General features: G+C 69.6%; 14 protein-coding genes. 7 read left to right on the top strand and 7 right to left on the bottom strand.

The genetic code is table 11. The features are described from left to right. Positions 1–111 precede the first annotated feature (111 nt). Both WDZ97_RS09645 and WDZ97_RS09650 read right to left on the bottom strand, forming a co-directional pair. Positions 112–573, bottom strand: a complete 462-nt coding sequence (locus WDZ97_RS09645; RefSeq protein ID WP_425762599.1) for a DUF1854 domain-containing protein — start codon at positions 571–573, stop codon at positions 112–114. After that, complete coding sequence (locus WDZ97_RS09650; RefSeq protein WP_425762600.1) at positions 570–2,831, bottom strand: ABC transporter ATP-binding protein; 2,262 nt, start codon at positions 2,829–2,831, stop codon at positions 570–572. The genes WDZ97_RS09645 and WDZ97_RS09650 overlap by 4 nt, the downstream gene beginning before the upstream one ends. A 243-nt stretch (positions 2,832–3,074) precedes the next feature. Here WDZ97_RS09650 and cphA (WDZ97_RS09655) point away from each other — a divergent pair, with 243 nt between their 5' ends. Both cphA (WDZ97_RS09655) and cphA (WDZ97_RS09660) read left to right on the top strand, forming a co-directional pair. After that, positions 3,075–5,255 carry a cyanophycin synthetase gene (gene cphA / locus WDZ97_RS09655; protein WP_425762601.1) on the top strand — a complete coding sequence of 727 codons (2,181 nt, stop codon included), beginning with the start codon at positions 3,075–3,077 and terminating at the stop codon, positions 5,253–5,255. Between the two features lie 20 nt (positions 5,256–5,275). Beyond that, positions 5,276–7,855, top strand: coding sequence for a cyanophycin synthetase (gene cphA / locus WDZ97_RS09660; protein ID WP_425762602.1), 2,580 nt, complete (start codon positions 5,276–5,278; stop codon positions 7,853–7,855). On the opposite strand, the gene WDZ97_RS09665 is transcribed toward cphA (WDZ97_RS09660), so the two are convergent. Together WDZ97_RS09665 and WDZ97_RS09670 are read right to left on the bottom strand one after the other, a co-directional pair. Beyond that, positions 7,844–8,722: a nitrate- and nitrite sensing domain-containing protein gene (locus WDZ97_RS09665; protein ID WP_425763009.1), complete on the bottom strand. Its 879-nt coding sequence runs from the start codon at positions 8,720–8,722 to the stop codon at positions 7,844–7,846. The genes cphA (WDZ97_RS09660) and WDZ97_RS09665 overlap by 12 nt on opposite strands. 93 nt (positions 8,723–8,815) lie before the next feature. Further along, positions 8,816–9,487 carry a TetR/AcrR family transcriptional regulator gene (locus WDZ97_RS09670; protein WP_304004529.1) on the bottom strand — a complete coding sequence of 224 codons (672 nt, stop codon included), beginning with the start codon at positions 9,485–9,487 and terminating at the stop codon, positions 8,816–8,818. Positions 9,488–9,657: 170 nt separating this feature from the next. On the opposite strand from WDZ97_RS09670, the gene cobA reads away from it, so the two are divergent. Beyond that, entirely contained in the window at positions 9,658–10,440 is a 783-nt protein-coding gene (cobA, locus tag WDZ97_RS09675) for a uroporphyrinogen-III C-methyltransferase (RefSeq protein ID WP_425762603.1), read from the top strand. A 223-nt stretch (positions 10,441–10,663) separates the two neighbouring features. Here the strand turns inward: cobA and bamC are convergent, their stop codons facing one another. From bamC to WDZ97_RS09690, 3 genes are all read right to left on the bottom strand, one after another. Beyond that, entirely contained in the window at positions 10,664–11,818 is a 1,155-nt protein-coding gene (gene bamC, locus WDZ97_RS09680; RefSeq protein ID WP_020163884.1) for an outer membrane protein assembly factor BamC, read from the bottom strand. A gap of 22 nt (positions 11,819–11,840) precedes the next feature. Further along, complete coding sequence (dapA, locus tag WDZ97_RS09685) at positions 11,841–12,719, bottom strand: 4-hydroxy-tetrahydrodipicolinate synthase (protein WP_425762604.1); 879 nt, start codon at positions 12,717–12,719, stop codon at positions 11,841–11,843. Between the two features lie 101 nt (positions 12,720–12,820). After that, complete coding sequence (locus tag WDZ97_RS09690; RefSeq protein ID WP_425763010.1) at positions 12,821–13,699, bottom strand: histone deacetylase family protein; 879 nt, start codon at positions 13,697–13,699, stop codon at positions 12,821–12,823. Between the two features lie 203 nt (positions 13,700–13,902). On the opposite strand from WDZ97_RS09690, the gene WDZ97_RS09695 reads away from it, so the two are divergent. Genes WDZ97_RS09695 through mltB form a run of 4 tightly spaced genes read left to right on the top strand, consistent with a single transcriptional unit; the run spans position 13,903 to position 18,795 of the window. Continuing rightward, positions 13,903–14,817 carry an AAA family ATPase gene (locus WDZ97_RS09695; protein ID WP_304004521.1) on the top strand — a complete coding sequence of 305 codons (915 nt, stop codon included), beginning with the start codon at positions 13,903–13,905 and terminating at the stop codon, positions 14,815–14,817. Continuing rightward, entirely contained in the window at positions 14,817–15,770 is a 954-nt protein-coding gene (locus tag WDZ97_RS09700) for a DUF58 domain-containing protein (protein WP_425762605.1), read from the top strand. The genes WDZ97_RS09695 and WDZ97_RS09700 overlap by 1 nt, the downstream gene beginning before the upstream one ends. Next, positions 15,767–17,770, top strand: coding sequence for a transglutaminase TgpA family protein (locus tag WDZ97_RS09705; protein WP_425762606.1), 2,004 nt, complete (start codon positions 15,767–15,769; stop codon positions 17,768–17,770). The genes WDZ97_RS09700 and WDZ97_RS09705 overlap by 4 nt, the downstream gene beginning before the upstream one ends. Then, positions 17,767–18,795, top strand: coding sequence for a lytic murein transglycosylase B (gene mltB, locus WDZ97_RS09710; protein WP_020163878.1), 1,029 nt, complete (start codon positions 17,767–17,769; stop codon positions 18,793–18,795). The genes WDZ97_RS09705 and mltB overlap by 4 nt, the downstream gene beginning before the upstream one ends. Positions 18,796–18,928: the final 133 nt, after the last annotated feature.

Here is an 18,928-nt window from a genome sequence, read left to right on the forward strand (position 1 = left end):
CGGTCCTGGGGGAAGGCGTTTGTTGTTCTGGGTCTGTCGGGCCGGATTGTAACGGCCGGACTCCCGAGACAACGCAGCGGCGCGTACGTTCTCAGCGCCAGCCGCGGCGCTTCACAGGAAGCGGTCGAGGATGCGCCGGCTGGCCCGGTCGAGCGCCTTCATGTCGGCGACTTCGTAGTGGATGCCGTGGCTATCGGTGATCAGCAGCCGTGCGCCGCCGAGGCGGCGGATGTCGTCCTCGCTGCGCAGCGTGAAGCGGGTGGCGCCGCGGTCGGTCACGATGTCCCAGTCGCAGGGCGTCGAGAAGCTGGATACGCCGGCGATGCTGAGGATGCGCGGCATGAATTCGCGGCGCGACAGTTCCTCGTCGAGCAATGCATGGCTGGCGGTGTCGAGCGCATCGGGCGCATCGAGCCAGGCCAGTTCGTGGCCGTCGGCCGACATCAACGCCACACCCTCGCCCGGCGCCGACAGCGGGAAGGCGCGCACCGGCTGCACGCCGGCGTGGCGCTGGCCGGTCGCATCGACGAAAACCAGCAGGCCGTGTGCGTCGCGTTCGAGCGAAATCGTCATGCCAGCGCTCCTTCCGCGGCGTCGGCTTCGGCCAGCCGCTGCTGCGCCATGTAAAGCCGGTAGTAGTGTCCTTCGCGCGCCATCAGTTCGTCGTGCGGACCGACCTCGACGATCTGCCCGCGGTCGAGCACGACCAGGCGGTCGGCCTTGCGCAAGGTGCTCAGGCGGTGGGCGATGGCCAGTGTGGTGCGGCCCTCGACCAGGTTGTCGAGCGCGCGCTGGATTTCCTTCTCGGTCGCGGTATCGACCGACGAGGTCGCCTCGTCGAGTATCAGGATGCGCGGATCGATCAGCAGCGCGCGCGCGATCGAAATGCGCTGTCGCTCGCCGCCGGACAGCGTCTGGCCGCGCTCACCCACCATCGAGTCATAGCCGTGCGGCAGGCGCAGGATGAATTCGTGCGCGTGCGCCGCCCGCGCCGCCGCGATGATTTCGGCGCGCGTGGCGTCCGGCTTGCCGTAGGCGATGTTGTCGGCGATGGTGCCGAAGAACAGGAAAGGCTCCTGCAGCACCAGGCCGATGTGGCGCCGGTACTCGGCCACCGGCAGCGCGCGGATGTCGGTGCCGTCTATCCGTATGCTGCCGCCGGACACGTCGTAGAAGCGGTTGATCAGGTTGACCAGCGTGCTCTTGCCGGAGCCGCTGTGCCCGACCAGGCCGATGAATTCGCCCGGCGCGATGTCGAGATCGACGCCGCGCAGCACGGCACGGTTGCCGTAGCGGAAGGCGACACCGCGCAGTTCGATGCGGCCCTGCACCCGTTCGAGGTGCACCGGGCGCGCCGGCTCGGGCACGCTGGAGCCATGGTCGAGGATGTCGAAGATACGCTTGGCACCGGCCGCCGCCTTCTGCGTCACCGACACGATGCGGCTCATCGAATCCAGGCGCAGATAGAAGCGGCTGATGTATGCGATGAAGGCGGTCAGCACGCCCACCGTGATGTGGTCACGGCCGACCTGCCAGATGCCGAAGCCCCAGACGAACAGCAGGCCGACCTCGGTCAGCAGTGTCACCGTCGGGCCGAACAGCGACCACACGCGGTTCACCCGGTCGTTGGTTTCGAGGTTGCGGCGATTGGCAGCAGCGAAGCGAGCCGACTCGCGCTTTTCCTGCGCGAAGGCCTTGACCACGCGGATGCCCGGAATGGTGTCGGCCAGCACATTGGTCACCTCGCCCCAGATGCGGTCCACCTTCTCGAAGCCGGTGCGCAGCCGGTCGCGCACCGTGTGGATCATCCAGGCGATCACCGGCAGCGGCAGCAGCGTCACCAGCGCCAGCCACGGGTTGATCGAGAACAGCACGACGGCGGTCATGAACAGCATCAGCACGTCGGTCGCGAAGTCGAGCAGATGCAGCGACAGGAACACGTTGATGCGGTCGGTTTCGGCGCCGATGCGCGCCATCAGGTCGCCGGTGCGCTTGCCGCCGAAATACTCCAGCGACTGGCCCATCAGGTGGTCGAAGGTGGTGGTGCGCAGGTCGGCACCGATGCGCTCCGACACCCGCGCCAATATGTAAGTGCGCGCCCAGCCCAGCGCCCAGCCCAGCAGTGCCGCGCCGAGCAGGCCGGCCAGGTAGGGCCACACCGCCGCCACCGTGATCGGCGTGCCGGTCTGGTGCGGAATGAGCACCTTGTCCATCAGCGGGATGGTCAGGTAGGGCGGCACCAGGTTGGCCGCGGTGGACGCCAGCGTCAGCAGGAAGCCGGCGAACAGCCGCCCGCGATAGGGCCGGGCGAAACGCCACAGCCGCAGCAGCGCCCAGGTCGAGGGCGGGCGCGTCGTGCTGCGTTCGCACAGCGGGCACTCGTCGTCGTCCGGCGGCAGCGGCGCCTTGCAGCGCGGGCACAGGCCGTCCTCGTCCTCGACCACGTGGTCGGGGTGGGCCAGCCGCTCGATCTGTCGCGTGTGCTGGTCGGCCAGCCGCAGTGCTTCGGTGTTCAGCGCCAGCGTGTAGCGCCAGCCGGCGAGGCGACGTTCGCTGTCGTGCAGCGCCAGTGTGCCGACGCCGGCGTGGTCGTGGTGCTGGAAGTGCTGGCCCACGGCCAGCGGCCAGGTGCGCCACTGCTCACCGGCGCAGGCCAGCAGCCGGCGGTCGGTCAGCACCAGCAGATTCGTTGCGAAATGCAGCGTGTCGTCGAGATCGGTCTGCAACCAGACCTGAACCGCCTCACCCGGCTGCAGTTGCGCCGTCAGCCCGCTGCGCCACGCCTGCGGCAGGTCGTCGGGGAGCAGGCGGTCGTCGGTGGCGCGGGTCATCGGGGCGGTTTCGGGCGGCAAGAGTGCGGAAAGGAACGCATGAGGCGGGGCCGGTGGCGAGCACGCGCTCGACGACGTGGGGCCCGGCGAGGCGGCGGAGTATAGCGCCGCCAACAGGGCCGGAACACGTCGCCGATGCAGGTTCAAAAATAGATGAAAAAGCTGTCAACCAAAGCGCAAAAACGCCGTTAAGCCGATGTTTTCAACAACCTCGGGGCTCCGGACCACCACCGACCCCGCACGATGAGTAAACGCTCGATCGAAATCCTGCGCACCCTCGAACTGCGCGGCCCCAACATCTGGACCTATGTCCCGGCGCTCGAAGTCTGGATAGACATCGGCGAACTCGAAGACTCCCCCTCGAACACCATTCCCGGCTTCGTCGATCGTCTGATCGACTGGCTGCCCGCCCTGCACGAACACACGTGCAGCTACGAAGAGCGCGGCGGTTTCGTGCGCCGGCTGCGCGAAGGCACCTGGCCCGGCCACATCCTTGAACACGTGACGCTGGAACTGCAGAACCAGGCCGGCATGAAGGGCAATTTCGGCAAGGCGCGCGAAACGTCCGAACGTGGCGTGTACAAGGTGGTGGTCATTTCCGGCAATCACACGGTCAGCCGCGCCGCGATACTCGCCGCCCGCGAACTGGTGCTGTCGGCGATGGACGACCGCCCGTTCGACGTCAAGGCAGCCATTTCGGAACTGCGCGACCTGGTCGACGAACACTGCCTCGGCCCGAGCACCGGCTGCATCGTCGAGGCGGCACAGGACCGCCGCATCCCGTCGATCCGCCTGAACGACGGCAACCTCGTGCAGCTGGGCTACGGCCGCAAGCTGCGCCGCATCTGGACCGCCGAAACCGACCGCACCTCGGCCATCGCCGAAGGCATTTCGCGCGACAAGGACCTGACCAAGCGCCTGCTCGCCGGCTGCGGCGTGCCGGTGCCGGAAGGCCGCGAAGTCAGCGACGCGGACGACGCCTGGGCGGCGGCCGAGGACATCGGCGTGCCGGTGGTCGTCAAGCCGGCCAACGCCAATCACGGCCGCGGGGTGTCGGCCGAACTGACCACGCGCGAAGAAGTCGCCACCGCCTACGAACTGGCGCGCCGCTACAGCAAGTACGTGCTGGTCGAGCGCTTCATCCCGGGCAACGAGCACCGCCTGCTGGTGGTCGGCAAGCAGATGGTCGCCGCGGTCGCCGGCGAAACGGTCTGGATCACCGGCGACGGGCGATCCACCGTCCGCCAGCTGCTCGACAGCCAGATCAACATCGATCCGCGCCGCGGACCGGAGCAAGAATTTCCGCTCGACCTGCTGATTCCCGAACGCGACGCCAAGCTGCGCTTCGAACTGGAGCGCCAGGGCTACAGCGCCGACGCGGTGCCGGCCGACGGCGCCCGCGTGCTGGTGCAGCGCAACGGCAACATCGCCTACGACGTGACCGACCAGGTCCATCCGGACACCGCCCGCCTGGTGGCGCTGGCCGCCCGTGTAGTCGGCCTCGACATCGCCGGCATCGATCTGGTGGTCGAGGACATCCGCCGCCCGCTGCGCGAACAGGGCGGCGCCATCGTCGAAGTGAATGCCGGCCCCGGCCTGCTGATGCACCTGAAGCCGGCCATCGGCGCGCCTCGTCCGGTTGGTCGCGCCATCGTCGATCACCTGTTCGCCACCGCCGACGACGGCCGCATTCCGGTCATCGGCGTCAGCGGCACCCGCGGCAAGACCACGGTCGCCCGGCTGATCGCGCACCTGATGCGCTTTTCCGGCCAGCGCGTCGGCCTCGCCTGCAGCGACGGCCTCTACCTCGACAGCCGCCGCCTCGAAGACGGCGACGCCGCCCGCTTCGAACCGTCGCAGCGCGTGCTGATGAATCCCGGTGCCGAAGTGGCGGTGATCGAGAACAGCTTCGAAACGATACTGAAGGAAGGTCTGGCCTACGACCGCTGTCAGGTCGGCGTGCTCACCCGCATCGATCCGGAAGCGCATTTCGGCGACTACTACATCGACTCGTCCGACCGCGTGTTCAACGTGCTGCGCAGCCAGATCGACGTGGTACTGCGCCGTGGCACCGGCGTGCTGAACGCCGACGATCCGCTGCAGGCCGAGATGGCCGAGCTGTGCGACGGCGAGGTGATCTGGTACAGCACGCACGCCGACAACGGCATCGTCGGCAGCCACGTGCAGTCCGGCGGCCGCGCAGTCATCGTGCGCGACGGCCAGATCCGTCTGCTCGAAGCCGAGCGCACCGAAGTGCTGTGCCCGCTCGCCAGCCTGCCGCTGACCGACGGCGAACCGCTGCACGCGACCGAAAACCTGCTCGCCGCGCTGGCGGCCGCCTGGTCGCTCGGCCTGTCGCCGGCCGCGTTGCGCACCGGCGCCGAAACCTTCGATCCCCCGGTGCCCGTCGCGGTACCGGCCTGAAACACCGCCTGAACGCTTTCATGGACATCACCCGCCTGCGCGCCCTCCGCGGCCCCAATCTGTGGAGCCGCCACACCTGTATCGAAGCCATCGTGTCGTGCACCGGCGAACACTGTTCGCTGGACGCGATGCCCGGTTTCGCCGAGCGTCTGCGCGCCCTCTTCCCCGGCATCCGGCCGCTGCGCCCGACCGCACGCAGCGGTCCGCTGGCCATGGCCGACGCGCTGGAACTGGCCGCGCTCGGCCTGCAGGCCAGCGCCGGCTGTCCGGTCACCTTCAGCTGCACGATGCAGACGGTGGACGCCGGCGTCTATCAGGTCGTCGTCGAATACACCGAAGAGGCGGTCGGCCGCCTCGCCTTCGAACTGGCCGAACAGCTCTGTCGTGCCGCCGCCACCGGCGGCAGTTTCGACCTCGCCGGCGCGCTGCACCAGCTGCGCGAACTGGACGAGGACATCCGCCTCGGCCCCAGCACCGGCGCCATCGTCGAAGCCGCCGTCGCGCGCGGCATCCCGTTCCGCCGGCTGACCGACGGCTCGCTGGTGCAGCTCGGCTGGGGCAGCCGGCAGCGTCGCATCCAGGCGGCCGAGACCGACCGCACCAGCGCGGTCGCCGAATCGATCGCCCAGGACAAGGAGCTGACCAAGGCGCTGCTGCACGCCGCCGGCGTGCCGGTACCGCTCGGCCGCACGGTGAGCGACGTCGACGAGGCGTGGGCCGCCGCGCTCGAAGTCGGTCTGCCGGTGGTCGTGAAGCCGCGCGACGGCAATCAGGGCAAGGGCGTGACGGTGAACATCGTCAGCCGCGAGCACATGGAGATCGCGTTCAACGCCGCCTACGAAATCAGCCGCGAAGTGATGGTCGAGCGCTTCATCCCGGGCGCCGACTACCGCTTCCTGGTGGTCGGTGACCGCGTGGTCGCCGCCGCCCGCCGCGAACCGCCGCAGGTGATCGGCGACGGCAGCCGCACAGTGCGCGAACTGGTCGACGAGGTGAACGCCGACCCGCGCCGCGGCGACGGCCACGCCACTTCGCTGACCAAGATGCGCATCGACGACATCGCGCTCGCTCGCCTGGCCGTCCAGGGCCACTCACCGGACAGCGTGCCGGCGCTGGGCGAACGCGTCGTGCTGCGCAACAACGCCAACCTGTCGACCGGCGGCAGCGCCACCGACGTGACCGACGACGTGCACCCGGAACTGGCGGCGCGCGCGGTCGAGGCGGCGCGCACGATAGGGCTGGACATCGCCGGTGTCGACATCGTCTGCCGCACCGTGCTCAAGCCGCTGGAGGAACAGGGCGGCGGCATCGTCGAGGTGAATGCCGCCCCCGGCCTGCGCATGCATCTGGCGCCCTCCTTCGGCAAGGGACGCGCAGTCGGCGAAGCCATCATGTCGACCATGTTCGGTCCCGGCGACGACGCACGCATTCCGCTGGTCGCCGTCGCCGGCACCAACGGCAAGACGACGACAGTGCGGCTGATCGCCCACCTGATGGCACAGACCGGCCTGCGCGTCGGCATGACCACCACCGACGGCGTATTCGTCGGCAACGAATGCATCGATACCGGCGACTGCAGCGGCCCGAAGAGCGCGCGTAACGTGCTGGCCCACCCGGACGTCGATGGCGCGGTGCTGGAAACCGCGCGCGGCGGCGTGCTGCGCGAAGGTCTGGGTTTCGACCGCTGTCACGTGGCGGTGGTCACCAATATCGGCAGCGGCGACCACCTCGGCCTCGCCTATATCAATACCGTCGAGGACCTGGCGGTGGTGAAACGGGTGATCGTGCAGAACGTCGCGCCCAAGGGCATGGCGGTGCTGAACGCCGCCGACCCGGTGGTGGCGGCGATGGCCGAGCACTGCCCCGGCTCGATCACCTTCTTTGCGCAGGACCGCACCCATCCGGTCATCGCCACCCACCGCGCCCGCGGCCGCCGCGTCATCTACGTGGACGACGGCGCGCTGGTGGCTGCCGAAGGCAGCAGCGCGGTGCGCATTCCGCTGTCGCAGGTGCCGCTGACCCGTGGCGGCAAGCTGGGTTTCCAGGTCGAGAACGCGATGGCGGCGCTCGGCGCCGCCTGGGCGCTCGGTTTCGACTGGTCGTCCATCCGCGCCGCACTCGCCAGCTTCGTGTCGGACGCAGCGACCGCGCCCGGCCGCTTCAATGTATTTGACTACAAGGGCGCGACGCTGATCGCCGATTACGGCCACAATCCGGACGCCATCAGCGCGCTGGTGCAGGCCATCGACGCGCTGCCGGCGAAGCGCCGCAGCGTGGTCATCAGCGGCGCAGGCGACCGCCGCGACGAGGACATCCGCAAGCAGACGCAGATCCTCGGTGCCGCCTTCGACAGCGTGGTGCTTTACCAGGACCAGTGCCAGCGCGGGCGCAAGGACGGCGAGGTGATCGCGCTGCTGCGTGAAGGTCTGGACGGGGCAAGCCGCACGCGCGAAGTGTGCGACATCAATGGCGAATTCGTCGCCATCGACCACGCGCTCGAACGGCTGGAAGGCGGCGACCTGTGTCTGATCCTGATCGATCAGGTCGAGGAGGCGCTGGCCCACATCGGCCGGCGCGTCGCTGAAAGTTCAGCCGGCTGACACGGCCTGCTGCGCGAGCACACCGCGCAGCGCGTCTTCGCAGCTGGTCATCCAGGCGTAGATGGCGTCGATCGCCGCGGTGGCTTCGGCGAAGTACAGCTCCGCGGTCATCCGGTCGGTCGCGCCGAGCAGATCGCTGCGCAGCAGACCGAGCAGACGGACGATGCGCTCGGTGGCCGGCAGCGCGCCCGGCAGACGGGGCGTGTCGGCGATCGCCTGGTGCATCAGCGACTCGGCGCGCGACGCCAGATACATCAGACGCATGCGCTCGGCCGCCGTGCAGACCCCGCGGGCCGCGGCCGCGCTGCCGACCGCCCTCGCCTGACCCAGCTGCTCGCCCAGCGCCGGCAGCGTGCTGATCCAGGTGCGCAGCAGGCCGCTGCCTGACGACGCGGCAACCGGTGCGATACGGCGATTGCCGACGGCCGCCAGCCAGCCCAGCACGTGCGACACCAGCAGGCTGTGCCGCGTCAGGCTCTCGTCGGCACTGATCGCAGCCGGACTGCCGTCCAGCGCGGCACACAACTCCTTCCACTGCGCGTCGAGCAGCGCCAGTTCGTACGGCGTGATGCACGGCCCCTCCAGCGCCATCTCGGCGCGTGCGGTCGTCTCCAGCGCTTCGATGTCGTGCTGCACGGCACGCCGCCGGGCGCGCATCGGCGATTCGAACAAGGCGTCGCCGGCCAGCCAGGCGGTACTCATGCCGCGGTGCTGCTGCAGCGAATGGACAAGCTGCAGCAGCCGCTCGCAATCGCCGAAGGCGCGCTGCGCGTCGTCGCCCGGCGAGCTGTCACCCGCGCGCTCCGGGCGCATGAACACCAGCGCCAGGGCGATGGCCAGCGCCAGCAGCACCATGACGAGGGGCACGCTCAGCAAGGCGGGTGATCCCGGGCGAATAAGGCGGACAGGAGTGCGCTCATGACGCAACACGAGCAATTCGCGCGCCAAGCATCCGCGGCCTCACGCCGACGGCGGGGCTTCAAGACCTCCGACGATGAAAGGCACCAGTGCGCGCAGCAGGCTTTCGGGGTCGTTGCGGGCGGCCGGTGAGCAGCGGCCGAGCAGATGCATCACGTCGCGCCCGGCCATCACGTAGGCCACGATGCCGACGAAGAAGTACATGCGGCGCAGCAGTTCGTCCTCGGGCAGCGCCGGCAGCGCGCGCATCAGCGCCTTGCGGTACCAGTCCATGATGCGGACGTACTCTTCGGGGATGAAATCGTCGCCCGGCTCGAAGTAGGCGCGGCCGATCAGCTGCTTGAACACGGCGCCGGACACCGTGTCCTTGCGCGACAGGCGCAGCGTCGACTCGACGAAGGTTTCAACGATGCGGGTGACGCTCAGCGGCGCCTCGACCGCCTCGCGTTCGAGCTTGGCGAGATAACCGGAGCGTGTGCCGTCGGCCCCGAGCACGCGCTGATACACGCTCTCCATCAGGTCGCGCTTGGACCCGAAGTGGTAATTGATCGACGCCAGCGGCACACCGGCCGCCGACGCGATCATGCGCATCGAGGTCGCCGCGTAGCCCTGCTCGGTGAAGAGCTTCTCGGCCGCCGCGAAAATGCGTTCCTTGGCATCGCCGCGCGTGCGCGCCTCGGCAGTTCGGTCGGATTTCAGGGTTTCGTTCGGCACGGCGCGTCATTTCCTGGGACACAGTCTGACTGTAGCACTGGCTGCACAGCGACGGTGCGCGTATGCACCCGTCGCGGGCATGAAGGGCGGCCGCGACGCCCGAGCGCGGTGAAATCGCGGCCTCGGCGCGACGTATCGGGGGCTGGCACCGGACTTGCAAGGTACTCGTCATGACGACTTACGCACCCCGGACCGGAAAGGTCTATCTGATAGGCGCCGGCCCCGGCGACCCCGAACTGCTGACGCTGAAGGCCGTGCGCGCGCTCGGCCGCTGCGACGTGCTGCTGGTCGACGACCTGGCCGACACCGCCGTGCTCGAACACGCGCGCAGCGACGCCCGCATCGTGCGCGTCGGCAAGCGTGGCGGCTGTCGCAGCACGCCGCAGGCCTTCATCGAACGCCTGATGCTGCGCTATGCGCGCGCCGGCCTCACGGTCGGCCGGGTCAAGGGCGGCGACCCCTTCGTGTTCGGCCGCGGCGGCGAGGAAATGCAGACGCTGCGCCGGGCCGGCATCGAATGCGAGGTGGTGAGCGGCCTGTCGGCCGGCATCGCGGTACCGGCCACGCTGGGCGTGCCGGTCACCCACCGCGACATGGCCTGCGGCGTCACCTTCGTCACCGGCCACGCACGCGAAGACGGCCAGCCGGGCCGCGAGCCCGACTGGGCGGCACTGGCCCGCTGCGGTACGACCCTGGTCATCTACATGGGCATGCGCAAGCTGGCGTCCATCGCCGAAGCGCTGCACGCCGGCGGCCTCGCCGCCGACACCCCCGCCTGCGCAATCCAGAACGGCACCCGCGACAGCCAGCGTGCCGTCGTGTCCACGCTGCGCGACCTGCCGCAGGCCGTCGCCGACGCCAAGCTGGGCAGCCCGGCCATCGTCGTCATCGGCGAAGTGGTCAATCTGGCCGAAGTCGCCGAACAGGCTGAAGCGCTGTCGATGAGGGCCTGAAGGCTGCCGACCGGGCCTTCACCCGGCGCGCCGCACTGCCCACCGCCGCTGTCGGGGTCAGAAGACCCCTCCCACAAAACCCCGGCTCCGGCTCCCGCTGCGGGGCGGGTGCATTTTCTGTGGGAGCGGCCTTGGCCGCGACGGGGCTGTTGCGGGACGCAGAAAGAACAAAAGGCGCCGTGGGCGCCTTTTGTTCCTGCACGGGGCAGCGTTGCCGCGCTGCTTACTTCAGCTGCTCGTGCAGCAGCGACAGGATGCGCTTCGCGGTGCGGGTGTCGTCGAGGCCGCCTTCGCGGGTGAGTACCTGAACCGAGCTCTGCTTGCCCTCGCCCTTGACCAGGATGCGGTACTGACTCTGACCCGCCTTCGGATCCGGCTTGTCGTCCGGCATGAAGAACAGCAGCTTGGACAGGATGCCGCCGTCCTTCTTGCCGGTGGCGTCGACTTCCGGGTCGACGTAGCGCACGAAGTACACACCCTGCGAACGGTCGCGGTCCTCGACGGTGAAGCCGACGCGGTCCAGCGCGAGGCCGACGCGGCGCCAGGCGCGGTCGAAACCTTCGTACACCTGCAGCGTGCTGCCCTTGTCGGCCGACACCAGTTGCGCGCGCTCGGCCACCGGTTGCGCGGCCAGCAGCACCTTGGCGCGCTCGTTGTCGGCGCCCAGACGCACCATCAGGCGACGCAGCATTTCGGCTTCCAGTTCGGGGTCGGCCGGACGCGGCTGCCATACAGTGTTGTCGCTGCGCTCGTTGGTGTAGACCTCGACCACGCCGCGATGGCTGACATAGATTTCGGTGGTGCCGGGCTCGGCGCCCGGCTCCAGACGGGTGCGGAACTTGTCGCGCTCGGGCGTCGAGTAGAGCTGGTCGATCAGGCGGCCGATGGTGTTGCGGATGATGTCGTTCGGGAGCTTGGCGCGGTTCTCGTTCCAGTCCGTTTCCATCACGCCGGCTTCGGGCTGTTCGATGTCAATCAGGAAACCGGTTTCCTGCCAGAACTCCTTCACCTGCGGCCACAGATCGTCAGGGCTGGCATTGACCACCAGCCAGCGCTGGCTGCCGGCACGCTCGATGCGCATCTTGTCGACCTGCGGCAGCACACCCGACGACTGCGGCTGCACCACACCGCCGGTGTTCGTGCGGTCGGCGTTGTAGGCCGACATGGTCGCCGTACCCTTGCCGCCGGAATCCGGTACCGCGAAGCGGTCGGTCTGCTGCGGCAGTGTCAGGTCGGGCGGCAGGTCCAGGCGCGGCGTGCGCTTGGCCTGGGCCTTGTAATCGACCTTGCCTGAATCCATGACCTTGTCGAACATCGAGCAGCCGGTGAGTGCGCTCACCAGTGCCACGCACAGCGCGGAAAACTTCAGCAGATTCATCGAACGGGATACCAGAGGACGATCAGGCAAGCACGCCGGCCTGCTTCATCGCGGCGCGGACCTGCTCGTGGAATTGCGGCTGCAATTCGGTCAGCGGCAGACGCAGCGTCGGGCCGCACAGGCCCATCTGCTGCACGGCCCACTTGACCGGAATCGGGTTGGCTTCACAGAAAAGCTGACGGTGCAGGCCGATCAGCTTCGCGTTGATCGCGCGCGCCTTGACCGCGTCGGCGGCCAGCGCGGCGGCGTTCATTTCGTGCATCAGGCGCGGTGCGACGTTGGCGGTGACCGAGATCGAGCCGTGGCCGCCCATCAGGATGAAGGCGGCGGTCGAGGCGTCGTCGCCGCTGTACAGCGCGAAGCCCTCGGGCGCGCGGTTGATCAGTTCGCCGGCGCGGTCGAGATTGCCGGTGGCGTCCTTGATGCCGACGATGTTCGGAATTTCCGACAGGCGGATGGTCGTGTCGTTGGCCAGATCGGCCACCGTGCGGCCGGGCACGTTGTACAGGATGAAGGGCACGTCGACCGCTTCGGCCTGGGCGCGGAAGTGACGGTACAGCCCTTCCTGCGTCGGCTTGTTGTAGTACGGCACGACGGTCAGGCAGGCATCTACACCGACCGACTTCGCATGCTGCGCCAGTTCGATCGCCTCGCGCGTCGAGTTGGCGCCGGTGCCGGCGATGACCGGGATACGGCCGGCGGTGTGCTCGACCGTGAAGCGGATCAGTTCGCAGTGCTCGTCGAAATCGACGGTGGGCGACTCGCCGGTGGTGCCGACGATGACGATGCCGTCGGTGCCTTCGGAGACGTGGAAATCAATCAGGCGACGCAGGCTGGCGTAGTCGAGACTGCCATCCTCGTTCATGGGGGTGACGATGGCGACGAGCGATCCGGTAATCATGTGCGAAACAGTGGCTTCGGCAGGAAACGCGCCATTCTACCGGAGCGCGGGTGCAAGCCCAACAGTGGCAACTGGATCAGTCTGTAACAGCTCCCGGCCACTCACAGCTCGGCCAGCGCCCGGATGTGCTCGACCGCGCTGCGCCCCAGCGCCGACAGCGCGTAGCCGCCTTCAAGCATCGACACGATGCGGCCCTTGCCGTGCTTCTTCGCGATCTTCATCAGCTCGGTGCTGACCCACGCGTAATCGGCCTCGACCAGCCCGAGCGACGCCATGTCGTCCTCGTAATGCGCGTCGAAGCCGGCTGAAATGAAGAGCATCTGCGGCGCGAAAGCGTCCAGCCGCGGCAGCCACTTCGTCGTCACCGCCTCGCGGAAGCCTTCGCCGCGGGTGCCGGCCGGCAGCGGCACGTTGCACAAATTGTCGGCCAGCGGCTCCGCCCCCGAATACGGGTAGAAGGGGTGCTGGAAGATGCTCACCATCAGGATGCGATTGTCGTGGGCGACGATGTTTTCGGTGCCATTGCCGTGGTGCACGTCGAAATCGATGATGGCAACGCGCTCAAGCCCGTGCTTTTCCAGCGCGTGGCGCGCCGCGACCACCACGTTGTTGAAGAAGCAGAAACCCATGGCGCGGGCGTATTCGGCGTGATGGCCGGGCGGGCGCACCGCGCAGAAGGCGTTCACCGCGGCGCCCGACATCACCAGATCGGTTGCATGAACGCCGGCGCCGGCCGCGCGCAGTGCGGCGCGCAGCGAATTCGGGCACATCGCGGTATCCGGGTCGAGATGGACGATGCCGCTGCCCGGCACCGCGTCGAAGATCTGCCGCAGGTACTCCGGCGAATGCGCGCGCGCCAGCATGTCGATGTCGGCCGCAGGCGCGTCGTGGTGCTGCAGATAGGCGTCGAGACCGCTGGCGATCAGGCGGTCCTGTATCGCGGCCAGACGGTCGGGGCATTCGGGATGGTGCGGCCCCATGTCATGCAGCGCACAGTCACGGTGTGTAATGTATGCGGTCGTCACCGCCTCTCCTCCGGATTCCTGCAGTTATCGATGCAACCGGCCGTTCCGGCTCTGTGTCACAGGCAGGACCGCGCGGCTTCAGGGCCGGGCATGCACTGCCGTCATGTTTCTACAGTATCGCGCCGATCATCCCGCCACAACTTAACGTAGCTCAAGCCATGCCCACCCTCGCTCCCCGCGCCGTCGTCGAAGCCGCCTCCACCCTCATTCTCGGCAAGCGCAGCCGGCTCGAACTGGCGCTGACCTGCCTGATCGCCGGCGGCCACCTGCTGATCGAGGACGTGCCGGGCACCGGCAAGACCACGCTGGCGCACGTGATGGCCCAGCTGTTCGGCCTCGACTTCCGCCGCGTGCAATTCACCAGCGACCTGCTGCCGGCCGACATCCTCGGCGTGTCGGTGTTCGAGCGCGACAGCGGCGTGTTCCGCTTCCACCCGGGACCGGTATTCACGCAGGTGCTGCTGGCCGACGAGGTGAACCGCGCCACACCGCGCACGCAGAGCGCGCTGCTCGAAGCGATGGAGGAGCACCAGGTCAGCGTCGAGGGCGAAACCCGCCGCCTGCCCGAGCCCTTCTTCGTCATCGCGACGCAGAACCCGGCCAGCCAGATCGGCACCTACCCGCTGCCCGAATCGCAGCTCGACCGCTTCATGATGCGCATCACGATGGGCTATCCCGACCCGGCGGCCGAACGCGCGCTGCTGACCGGCCGCGACCGGCGCAGCCTGCTGGCCGATCTGGCGCCGGTGGCCGACGCCGTGACGCTGACGCAGTGGCGCGCCGAGGCCGAGTCGCTGCATGTGGCCGACGCGCTGATCGACTACGTGCAGGCGCTGATCGCGCACACCCGCAGCAGCGGCGCCTGGCGGCTCGGCCTGAGCCCGCGCGCCGGCCTCGCGCTGCTGGCCGCCGCCCGCGCCCACGCACGCGTCTTCGACCGCGCCCACGTGCTGCCGGAAGACGTGCAGGCGGTGCTCCCCGCCGTCGCGCTGCACCGCCTGCCGGCGCTCGAACAGGGCAGTCCGGACGACGCGGCGCGCGCGCTGCTGCAGGCGGTGGCGCTGCCGGCCTGATGCGCGACGCACTCCGCCGCTGGCTGGCCGCGCTCGGCGGTTCGCCGGCGCTGCCGCTGACGCTGGACCGCCGGCGTATCTTCGTGCTGCCGACCCGCGTCGGACTGGTATGGGGCGTGGCGCTGATCGCCATGCTGCTGACCGCGATCAACTACACGCTGAGTCTGGGCTTCGCGCTGGTGTTCATGCTGGCCGGTCTCGGCCAGGTCGCGCTGCTGCACACCTTCCGCAACCTGCTCGCGCTGCAGCTGCGCGAAACGCCACCGACCCCGGTGTTCGCCGGCCAGCCGGCGCGCTTCACGCTGTGGCTGGACAATGAAGCACCGCGCCCGCGCCCGGCGCTGCAGCTGATGATGGCGGGCGCCGAACCGGTTGACGCCGCGGTCGACGCGAACGGCCGCTGCGCGGTGACGCTGTCGCTGCCGACCACCCGCCGCGGCTGGCTGACGCCGGGCCGGGTCACGCTGAACACCCGTTACCCGCTGGGCCTGATCCGCGCGTGGAGCTACGCGCAACCGCAGCAGCGCTGCCTCGTCTATGTGCAGCCGGAAGCGGGCCGCCCGCCACTGCCGGCCAGCGACGCCGGCCGCGCCGGCCTGCGGCCGCAGGGCGACGGCACCGAGGAATTCGCCAGTCTGCGCGACCACCGCGCCGCCGACTCGCCGCGCCACGTCGCCTGGAAAGCCTGGGCGCGCGCACCCGACCTGCCGCTGCTGACCAAGCAGTTCGACGGCCAGGACGGCGGCGAACTGTGGCTGGACCTTGCTCAGCTGCCGGCCGCCCTGTCGCTCGAAGCCCGGCTGGCGCGGCTGACCGGCTGGGCGCTCGACGCCGACGCAGCCGGGCTGCGCTACGGCCTGGCGCTGCCCGACGCGCGCATCGCGCCGGGCAATGGCCCCGGTCACCGCGAGCGCGTGCTGCGCGCGCTGGCCCTGCACGGACTGCCCGCATGATGTTCCGTCGCCAACGCGCGCCCGCGGCACCCACCCTGCCGTCCGCACCGCTGACCAACACCCGCATCGGCTGGCTGATGGCGGTCGCCGCCTGCGCGCTGCTGCCGCACGCCGACCACCTGCCAGGCTGGCTCAACGCGGTGGCGCTGCTGCTGTTCACCTGGCGGCTGGCGCAGTGGAAGCTGGGCTGGGCCGGCGCCAGCAGTGTGGTCAAGGCACTGGTGGTGATCGCCTGCTGCGCTGGCGTCACGCTCACCTTCGGCCGCCTGTTCGGCCGCGAGCCCGGCGTCGCGCTGCTCACGCTGCTGCTGGTGCTCAAGCTGCACGAGCTGAAAAGCGTGCGCGACGGCCACACCGTCGTGCTGCTCGGCTACTTCATGCTGCTGGCCGCCTTTCTCTATTCGCAGACGCCGGCCGTGGCGGCCGTGCTGTTCGGCTCGATGGTGGTGATCACCGCCGCGCTGATCGCGCTGACCGGCCCGCCGGCGCCGGTGCGCGCACTGCTGCGCCAGTCGGCGTGGATGCTGGCCCAGGCGCTGCCCTTCATGCTGGTGCTGTTCGTGCTGTTCCCGCGCGTGCCCGGCCCGCTGTGGGGGCTGCCGCTGGACGCCTTCGGCGCGCGCTCCGGTCTGTCCGACAGCATGTCGCCGGGCGACATTTCGCAACTGAGCCTGTCCGGCGAAATCGCGTTCCGCGCCCGCTTCGACGACGCACCGCCACCGGCGCGCGAGCTGTACTGGCGCGGCCCCGTGCTGAGCACCTTCGACGGCCGCACCTGGCGTCAGGGCGAGGCCGCGCGCCGCCTCAACGACGGCACGCCGCACGCAGTCGTCGGCCCGCGCACCAGCTACGAAGTGACGCTTGAACCGCACGGCAAGAACTGGCTGTTCGCGCTCGAAACGGTGGCCGGCCTGCCACTCGGCGCGCGCGTCTCCGACGACTGGCAGGTGCTCGGCAGCGAAGTCGTGCGCGCGCGCCGGCGCGACCGCTTCGAATCGGTGCCGACGGCGCGCCCCGGCCGCGAGGAATGGAGCGCCTATCTCGACGCCGCCCGCCGCCTGCCGCAGAGCGGCAATCCGCGCGCCCGCGCACTGGCCCGCCAGATGCATCTGGACGCCGGCAGCGACGCCGAAACGGTGGACGCCGCGCTGCGCCTGTTCCGCCGCGAAGCCTTCGTCTACACGCTGACGCCGCCGCTGCTCGGCGAGGACGGCATCGACCAGTTCCTGTTCGACAGCCGACGCGGCTTCTGCGAGCACTACGCTGGCGCCTTCGTGTTCCTGATGCGCGCCGCCGGCCTGCCGGCGCGCGTCGTGACCGGCTACCAGGGCGGCGAACGCAACGAGGTCGATGGCTTCGTCGTCGTGCGCCAGTCCGACGCGCACGCCTGGGCCGAAGTGTGGCTGGATGGCGAAGGCTGGCGCCGGGTCGACCCGACCGCCGCCATCCTGCCGTCGCGCGTCGAACGCGGACTGGCAGACCTGCCGGCCGGCGAACCGGTGCCCTTCGTCGCCCGCGCCGACCTCGGCTGGCTGCGCGACTTGCGCCACCGCTGGGAAGCGGCCAACAACGCGTGGAACCAGTGGGTGCTGTCCTACGACCAGCAGAAGCAGCGCGAACTGCTGGCGCGCCTCGGCATGGCGCAGCCGGACTGGCGCACGATGACCGCATGGATGGCCTCGCTGTGCGCCGTAATCGCCATCGCGCTGACGCTGTGGGTGCTGCGCCGCCAGATCGCCGCCGACGCGCTGGCGCGCGCCTGGGCCGGCATCGACCGCGCGCTGCGTCCGGCCGGCCTGGGCCGCGAAGCGTGGGAAGGGCCGTTCGATTACGCCGACCGCATCGCCGCGCTGCGCCCGGATCTGGCAGCAGAATTGCGCACAGCGTGTACACTTTATGCAGACGCCCGCTACGGCCGCGCCGCCCATGCGCCGGCCGTGCGCGCACTCCGGACGCACGCCCGCGCGCTGCGCCGCCACCGCACACCGCCCCGAACATGACCGCCCGCTTCACTGCTCACTCCGCATCCCGCCGTCACTTCCTGACCGGTGCCGGCGCCCTGCTGCTGTCGCCGCAGCTGCCGGCACAGATCAGCACCACGCCGGACAACTTCGCCGAGCGCGACGACGTGCGCGCCTTCTGCGCCGAACTGGCCGCCGCGCACGGCTTCGACGAAGCGCAGCTGCTGGCGCGCTTCGCCGAAGCACGGCTGCTGCCGCGCGTGATCCAGCTCATCCGTCCGCCGTCGAGCCCGGCAGTGAAATCGTGGACGCGCTACCGCAGCCGCTTCGTCGAACCGCTGCGCATCCGCGCCGGCCGCGACTTCCTGGCCGAACACGCCGCCACCTTCGAGCGCGCCGAACAGACCTTCGGCGTGCCGCGCGAAGTGGTCGCCGCCATCATCGGCGTCGAAACCATCTATGGCCGCCAGACCGGCGACTTCGAACTGCTGAGCGCGCTGTCGACGCTGGGCTTCACCTACCCGCCGCGCGCCGAACTGTTCCGCCGCGAACTGGGCGAACTGTTCCTGCTCGCCCGTGAGCAGGGCCGCGACGTCACCGACTTCCGCGGCTCCTACGCCGGCGCGCTCGGCTACCCGCAGTTCCTGCCCAGCAGCTGGCGCCGCTACGCCGTCGACTTCGACGGCGACGGCCGCACCGACCTGATGAACAGCCCGGTGGATGCCATCGGCAGCGTCGCCGCCTACCTCGCCGCGCACGGCTGGGAAAGCGGCGAACCGGTGGCCCAGCGCATCCGCATCACCGACGAAGCCGCCGCCCCGCTGGTCGCCGCCGGCGTCGAACCATCGATCGACACCGCCACCCTCGACACCGCCGGCGCCCGCCCGCTGCGCGGCGGCGACCTGATCGCCAAACCGGCCACCCTGGTCGACCTCGTCACCCCCGACGCCCAGACCGAATACTGGCTCGGCTTCCGCAACTTCTACGCCATCACCCGCTACAACCGCTCGTACTTCTATGCGATGGCGGTGTATCAGCTGAGTCAGGAACTGCGGCAGGGGTGAGGAGGCAGGGCTGCGCGCAGCCCTGTACCCGATCGCATGACGGAATCCGCAGGGCGCGGGCATGCCGTTCGCTCCTTCTCGTCCCTATGCACGAAACGCGACTTCTCATCGCCTGCGCTGCGACCGACGCAGG

The organism is Methyloversatilis sp. MC4-4, from assembly GCF_049843555.1.
Lineage (GTDB): Bacteria > Pseudomonadota > Gammaproteobacteria > Burkholderiales > Rhodocyclaceae > Methyloversatilis > Methyloversatilis discipulorum_B.

Excerpts from the sequence above, each read along its gene's own strand:
- cphA (WP_425762602.1), top strand. The coding sequence starts at position 5,276 with ATGGACATCACCCGCCTGCGCGCCCTCCGCGGCCCCAATCTGTGGAGC.
- WDZ97_RS09695 (WP_304004521.1), top strand. The coding sequence starts at position 13,903 with ATGCCCACCCTCGCTCCCCGCGCCGTCGTCGAAGCCGCCTCCACCCTC.
- bamC (WP_020163884.1), bottom strand. The coding sequence starts at position 11,818 with ATGAATCTGCTGAAGTTTTCCGCGCTGTGCGTGGCACTGGTGAGCGCA.
- WDZ97_RS09645 (WP_425762599.1), bottom strand. The coding sequence starts at position 573 with ATGACGATTTCGCTCGAACGCGACGCACACGGCCTGCTGGTTTTCGTC.
- WDZ97_RS09705 (WP_425762606.1), top strand. The coding sequence starts at position 15,767 with ATGATGTTCCGTCGCCAACGCGCGCCCGCGGCACCCACCCTGCCGTCC.
- dapA (WP_425762604.1), bottom strand. The coding sequence starts at position 12,719 with ATGATTACCGGATCGCTCGTCGCCATCGTCACCCCCATGAACGAGGAT.
- WDZ97_RS09700 (WP_425762605.1), top strand. The coding sequence starts at position 14,817 with ATGCGCGACGCACTCCGCCGCTGGCTGGCCGCGCTCGGCGGTTCGCCG.
- mltB (WP_020163878.1), top strand. The coding sequence starts at position 17,767 with ATGACCGCCCGCTTCACTGCTCACTCCGCATCCCGCCGTCACTTCCTG.
- WDZ97_RS09650 (WP_425762600.1), bottom strand. The coding sequence starts at position 2,831 with ATGACCCGCGCCACCGACGACCGCCTGCTCCCCGACGACCTGCCGCAG.
- WDZ97_RS09690 (WP_425763010.1), bottom strand. The coding sequence starts at position 13,699 with ATGGGGCCGCACCATCCCGAATGCCCCGACCGTCTGGCCGCGATACAG.
- cobA (WP_425762603.1), top strand. The coding sequence starts at position 9,658 with ATGACGACTTACGCACCCCGGACCGGAAAGGTCTATCTGATAGGCGCC.
- cphA (WP_425762601.1), top strand. The coding sequence starts at position 3,075 with ATGAGTAAACGCTCGATCGAAATCCTGCGCACCCTCGAACTGCGCGGC.